The organism is Aminiphilus sp., from assembly GCF_029975095.1.
Lineage (GTDB): Bacteria > Synergistota > Synergistia > Synergistales > Aminiphilaceae > Aminiphilus.
Genome location: NZ_JARKPW010000028.1, coordinates 40,822 through 46,846 on the forward strand (window position 1 = coordinate 40,822; position 6,025 = coordinate 46,846).

6 protein-coding genes are annotated in these 6,025 nt (G+C 58.7%); all 6 read left to right on the forward strand.

All coding sequences use genetic code 11. The annotated features are described in order from the left end of the window. Positions 1-5: 5 nt before the first annotated feature. The 6 genes from Q1K49_RS01840 (at position 6) to Q1K49_RS01865 (ending at position 5,252) form a co-directional block, all read left to right on the forward strand. Entirely contained in the window at positions 6-1,592 is a 1,587-nt protein-coding gene (locus Q1K49_RS01840; protein WP_300522114.1) for a FapA family protein, read from the forward strand. 29 nt (positions 1,593-1,621) lie between these two features. After that, the gene (locus tag Q1K49_RS01845; protein ID WP_300522115.1) at positions 1,622-1,933 is read left to right on the forward strand and encodes a hypothetical protein; all 312 of its coding nucleotides are present in this window, start codon (positions 1,622-1,624) and stop codon (positions 1,931-1,933) included. A 25-nt stretch (positions 1,934-1,958) separates the two neighbouring features. Next, entirely contained in the window at positions 1,959-2,543 is a 585-nt protein-coding gene (locus Q1K49_RS01850; RefSeq protein ID WP_300522117.1) for a hypothetical protein, read from the forward strand. A 732-nt stretch (positions 2,544-3,275) separates the two neighbouring features. Next, complete coding sequence (locus Q1K49_RS01855; RefSeq protein ID WP_300522119.1) at positions 3,276-3,680, forward strand: S1 RNA-binding domain-containing protein; 405 nt, start codon at positions 3,276-3,278, stop codon at positions 3,678-3,680. A gap of 98 nt (positions 3,681-3,778) precedes the next feature. Then, the gene (locus Q1K49_RS01860) at positions 3,779-4,306 is read left to right on the forward strand and encodes a DUF501 domain-containing protein (protein WP_300522121.1); all 528 of its coding nucleotides are present in this window, start codon (positions 3,779-3,781) and stop codon (positions 4,304-4,306) included. Then, positions 4,299-5,252, forward strand: coding sequence for a phosphatase (locus tag Q1K49_RS01865; protein WP_300522122.1), 954 nt, complete (start codon positions 4,299-4,301; stop codon positions 5,250-5,252). Before Q1K49_RS01860 ends, Q1K49_RS01865 begins: the two co-directional genes overlap by 8 nt. Positions 5,253-6,025 lie beyond the last annotated feature (773 nt).

The following is a 6,025-nucleotide window of genomic DNA, read 5'->3' on the forward strand; positions in this document are numbered from 1 at the left end:
TGAACGTGGAAACACGTCCATATCGGTTGAAAATGGCTTCCGACGGAGTGTACCTTCTGATTGAGCCGTCGGCGGAAGTTGCGCTCGCGGACGTGGTCGCGTTCATTCGCTCCAGGGAGATCGAGGAGTACGACGGCGATGCAGTCTTGCGCGCCGTGAACGAGAAACCCGGCGAACCGGTCCGCATTGCCGACCGGCGCCCGGAACTGGACAGGGCGGCACAGGTGGGAGTGCGCATCGCTGAAGATGCGCTCACGGCGGAGATCAGAATCCTTCCGCCTTTGGGCAAACCCTGGCCTACGGTGGAGGAATTGAAGACGACGCTCAAGGAGTACGGCGTCGTTCACGGAATCAGAGAGGATGTCCTCCAGCGCCTCGTTTCCTCCAGAATCGACGGTAAGTGGACCGAAGCCGCCACGGGTACCGCGCCGGTGGAGGGGAAGGATGCGGAGTTCGTCTACAAGGTGGAGATGCACGGCGCGAAACCCAAAGAAATCGACGACAACCGGGTGGACATGAAGGAACTCGGCACGGTGGTCAACGTGGTGAAGGGGCAGGAGCTTCTTGAGAAGATCCCCCCCGTTCCCCAGAGGGACGGGCAGAGTGTGCTGGGGAAACTCATCAAGGCGCGTCAAGTGAAGGACAAAAACATTCCCTCGGGTACGAACACGTATCTTTCCGAGGACGGCCTGCGTCTTTTTGCCGGAATCGACGGACATGTGACGGTACGGGACAACAAGTTCACCGTGCTCCCTGTTTTTGAGGTTCACGGTGACGTGGACTACAGCACGGGAAACATTCAATTCGTCGGGGATGTGCACGTGAAGGGCACCGTTCGGGAAGGATTCGAGGTGACCGCGGGAGGCAATATCGTCGTGGGCGGCGTTGTGGAGGGAGCCTTTCTCACCGCCGAGGGAAACATCGCCATCAGGGGCGGTGTGCGCGGCATGAATCGGGGCAAAATCCAGGCGAAGGGGAAAATCGAAGCCGGATACATCGATCAGAGCTGGATTCGCAGTGCCCAGGATATCAGCGTGAATGAGGCCATCATGCACAGCGACGTGGGCGCCCGGGGTGTCGTGGATGCCATGGGAGGCAAGAAGGGACTTATCGTCGGCGGCAAGATCCAGGCAGGACAGGAAGTACGGTGCGAAATCCTCGGCAGTGAGATGGGAACCCGAACGGAAGTCGTAGTGGGGCTTCCTCCAGAAATGCTTGAGGAAAGGACACTTCTCCAGGGGAGTGTGAAGGAATTGGACGCCAAACTCCAGGAGATCCTTTCCAACGTGTCCTATCTCAAGAAGGTCGAATCCCTGGGCAAGCTGGACGACGCGAAGCGCCAGGTTCTTCTGAAGCTTACGAGAGCCCAGTTTCAACTCCAGGCTCAATTCAAGATCGCCAAGGAAAAATTGGCCGCCCTGGAATCCCAGATGGACAAGACCAAGACTGAAGGGCGTGTCCTTGTACATAAAGTCGTTTATCCCGGTGTTTCCGTGACGATCCGGGGATTGACCTATCTGGTGCGGGAAACCATGCAGTTCATCGCCTTCTCCTTCATTGACGGAGAGGTGAAGGCGCGCCCCTACAATTGAGGTGAGGAAAGGCAGGGGGTGAAGACCGGATGATTCGACCTCTTGATGCGGTGTCGTCCATCTGGAAAACGGAGCAGCAGGCGCAAAACGCCAAAGATCCTGGTTCTGCGCCCTTGCAGAACCAGCAGAGAGCGGAGATCGTCGCCGAGGCCGAGGCCAGGGACAACCAGGTGAGGGAGAGCGACGAAAGCGGCACGGACGACAACGTGAAGTCCCGCAAGGAAGGACGAAGCGGCGGGGGATCCGGAAAGAAGGGCGGAAATCCCCGGAATCCCCGGAGTGGGGCAGAAGAGGAGGAGACGCCTCAAGGGGGATCGGACGGTCTCGACTTCTACGCCTGATGTCTTGGCGACGGATCGAGGTACCGTGAAATCGAAAGGGGACGTGCTTGTGGCGAAATCCGTGGATGTCGTTCTGGGATATGTGCTTGTCGAAGAGGAGAGCGGCAGTTTCCGCGGTGCCGTACTTCTCACCGACCACCGAGGCATTCCGAGGGATTTTCGTTACACGGATCCCATTTCTCCTTCTCGGGTGGAAAAAGTGCTGTACGGAGGTGCTCTCGACGTCTATCTCAAAGAGGAAGTGATTCTCGGGAGCCTCCTCGGTGCGGTGGAGCTTCGCCCGGCCCTGTGGTTCTGTCGCGACCGGGAGCTGTTGCGTTCCTTCCGCAGCAGGGTTTCTTCACCTGTGCTCGTTCTCCAGGAAAGCCCCCACGCGCCGCTGGATCATGTGGGTGAGGTGCTTCCCCAGGGGGAGGGATCGGTCTTTCTCGTGCAGGCGTCGCCGCTTGCCGCGCCGCTTCGGGTGGAGCTGCTCAAGGAGGATGGGGCGAGGATACAGGATATGGCGTCGACCCTCCAGCAGATCACGGAGACGATGGATCCTCTGGAGCCCTTCTCCCGTATGAGAAAGGCCCTTCAGATCGTTGGAGAAGGACAGGAAAACGCGTGAACCGGAGCGAGGGAGGACATCTTCTCGAAACGCTGAAACGTCTTTTCATGGGACGAATTGCCGTGCGTCGCTTCCCCGTCTCTTCGGGGCGCTCTCCGGAGATCCGAAACATTTCGAGGAGACCGGCTTTGCGGGGTGGGATTCCCGCCGACAGGGTCGTGATCTCCCAGTGTTTTCGCTGGAGGAACAAGGCCGTCCAAACTCCCCGCAGGGTCGTTTTTTCTGAAAAACCAGGAATCAGGGTGCTTTCATTTTCAACCCTCGATGCCGATGTTCGGATCGTGCCTCTGACCGGTCTGACTGTTTCGGCCCGGAACGGTGGCGCTTTGCTCGGCTCAGTTCCTCACTACAGAGCGAACCAACTCGCATTTTTTCGCGAGAAACCCGTCTTCGAGGGTGCTAGCGTGCTTGCCCTGTTTACGCCTATAATCAAGGATGGTGTAGTGCGGAGTGCCCTCGACAAAGGATCGGGGCGCCTCTGTGTCTGGATGGACCCGAGGACGAAAGCGGGACAGCCATTTCACCTTCTTCTTGTACGGCGCCTTTCAGGGCCTCCATCCGTATCCTGGGTGTGGCTTCCTGTCTCTCGCCGGGAGAACTCTGGGGGTGGTTCTTCGATATCCTGAGACATGTGGCGATACGAAGAATTCGTACATGGTGGCTTCGCGCCTGGGGAAGCCGGAAGAGCTTGTGGCAACTCTCAACCGAGAACACGGAGGGGCAGGAACGCGCATGGCAGAGGAAAAGAGCACCGATGTCGTCGCTGTGAACGTAGGCGATGAAGTGGCGGGCACCGTGGAGCACATCGCTCCCTATGGCGCTTTTGTCAGGCTGGAAACGGGACAAAAGGCGATGATCCATATTTCGGAACTCTCCCACGGTTTTGTGAAGAAAGTGGAGGATGTTCTGGAGCTTGGACAAACCGTTCGGGCCAAGGTCATCAAGATCGACGAGCGGGGGCGTATTGATCTCTCTCTCAAGGCGATGCAGCCGAAAGAGGTTCGCCCGCAACCCAAGACGGAGGATTTCGAAAAACGCCTTTCCCAGTTCCTCAAGCAGAGCGACGAAAAAATCGCAGATCTCAACAGCAAGATGAAAAACCCGAAAGGTACCAAGAAACGGGTCGGGAAAAAATGAGTCCATCACTGGCGGTAACCGGAGGCGGGTTTTTGAGAGTGGGGGGCGGTTGCCCCCCACTTTTTTTCGAAAGGCTTCTTCCCGGGGATGCGGGGTGTTTGCGAAGGCAGATGCAGGACCGTCGCTTCGATGCCGAGGCGGTGTTCGCACTCTCGCGGCGCTGCGCCTGGGGTGCGCCTTTGGTGGCGCTCTGTCTTCCTTTTCGGGGTGCCGCTCCCTTTCCCACAACCTTCTGGCTTACCTGTCCCTTTTTGCGCGATCGCTGTTCCCGGGAGGAATCACGTCAGGGGGTCCCCGCCTTTGAGGCTTTTCTCCGCAGACGGTATTCCCGGTGGGTTGCCTACCATCTCCGTTCCTCCCTGATTCGACTGGCGCTCCTTTCCGAAGGGGCGCGCCGTTTTGCCTTGCTCCATAGACGTGCCGCGTGGGCTTCTCTCCGGAAAGGGGGCGTAGGCGGAACGCGCCTCGGAAGCGCTCCAACGGTGAAATGCCTGCATCTCCAGGTGGCCTCGTGGCTCGGGCTCGGTGAGCATCCGGGAGAGGCGTGGCTCCGCGAGCGTTTTGCCCCCGTGAGTTGCCCGTCCCCCGACCGTTTCTCCTGTCTGGGTGAAAAACGTCATGAGTGATATGGAACGTTTCGCCGCGGTGGATGTGGGATCCAATTCCGTCCGGTCCCTTGTCGTCGCCGTGCGCCACGAGCGTATGGTCCGTGTGGACTCCAGTGCACAAATTACCCGTCTTGCCGAAGGGCTTCGGGGCGAGAAGGCGATTGTTTCTCCGGAGGTGCTCGAACGGACGCTCCGGGAAGTTCGAGCACGGAAAAGACGTCTCGATGTGCTGGACGTTCCCCGGTCGCGGCGTTTTTTCTTTGCCACTGAGGGATTGCGTGCCGCCACCAACGCGGCGGAGATCCGGGAGCGGCTCGAAGACAGCCTCGGCGTACCACTGCGCATTCTCTCCGGAACGGAGGAGGGACGGTACAGTTTTCTCGGGGCGAGAACCGCTTTTCCGGATGCCTCGCCCGTGTTCGATCTTGGGGGTGGAAGTCTGGAGATTGCCGATTCCAGGGACGTCCTCTCCCTTCCTCTCGGTGTGGTGCGTCTCACCAATCAATTCGGGGAGGATCACTCCCGAATGAAGGCTCATGTGTGGAGCGCTCTCGATAGTCTTGATTCCACCTTTGGTTGCTCAATGATTTCCTGCCCGGTAGGCATCGGTGGGACATCCTCCACGCTGTGCATGGTGCTCCGGAAAATCCCCGTTACCGCCTATACTCCGGAGATGCTTCACGGTCATCGTGTTTCCCTGGGGGATGTCGTCGCCCTGCGGGAACACTACGCGAACATGAGCCGGGAAAAGCAACGGGGCATGATCGGAATGGACCCCCGGCGGGCGCCGGTCTTCGCTGCGGGACTCCTTGTGCTCGAGACGCTCCTGGAACGGTGGAGGCAGCCCGCCTACGTGCACAGCGAGGGGGATCTGCTCTGGGGCATTCTCGCCGAAGCCTCACGCGCTGCCGGGTACGCCGCTCGGGAGGCTGTTTTCCAGGTTGGGCAAGGATCCGGGGCATGAGGAAGTGTTAAGAAACCTCTGCATAAGGCTACGTCAGACCTTCGTGGCGCCTCGCAGAGCATAATGTGACCCGAGTCAAGGAAAAGCGAAAGGTCTTTCTTCAGAGCTTCCTTAAGGATACGCTGATCGCCGCTGATCGTCCGTGTCGTGGTCCACGATGCTGGGCTCCGTTCTGCGGTACTTCAGCCCTTCGGCGGGGGGGACTCGTCGAAGGCGCCTTACTCCACGCAGAAGGGTCGGAGCGCACGCAATTGTACGTTATATGTGGTCGGGCTGATGCCGTCCTGGGAGGGAAACGCAAAGAGACAGTCTTTACATACGGGGCTCCACGCCGTGGGGAACCAGCTGAAGAAGGTTTCCACGGTCTCTCCGTACCATCGAATCGTTCTTGGTGCGCATCCCTGCGCGGTCTTCCAGCGGAGGAATCGTTCCATCGCCTCTTGCCATGTTTCCGGGGCTCTTTGTGAAATATGCGTGATTCTTGCGGCTTGCATGGCCTCGCCTCCTCGCAATGTCAATGTCTCCGGAGCGGAAACCGCAGTCGCGGATCGTCCGTGGAGAAATGCTGTTGAGCCGCTTTTCCGCCAGGAAGAGCTCCAAAAGCTCTGGTACGGAAAATTCCTGCTTTTTGAGGCGAACGATAGACATTGTTCTATCCCCCCCTTGACATTTGGATGAGTGGGAGAAAATGCCGATTTTCGGTAGCATCACCGGACTCCATCCTTGCGAGAGAGGAAGAGTTTTCCTGCTTTCTCTCGGTGGTGTGGCGTATT

Bases quoted from the DNA above. Each gene is read 5' to 3' on its own strand.
- Q1K49_RS01845 (WP_300522115.1), top strand. From the start codon at position 1,622: ATGATTCGACCTCTTGATGCGGTGTCGTCCATCTGGAAAACGGAGCAG.
- Q1K49_RS01855 (WP_300522119.1), top strand. From the start codon at position 3,276: ATGGCAGAGGAAAAGAGCACCGATGTCGTCGCTGTGAACGTAGGCGAT.
- Q1K49_RS01865 (WP_300522122.1), top strand. From the start codon at position 4,299: ATGAGTGATATGGAACGTTTCGCCGCGGTGGATGTGGGATCCAATTCC.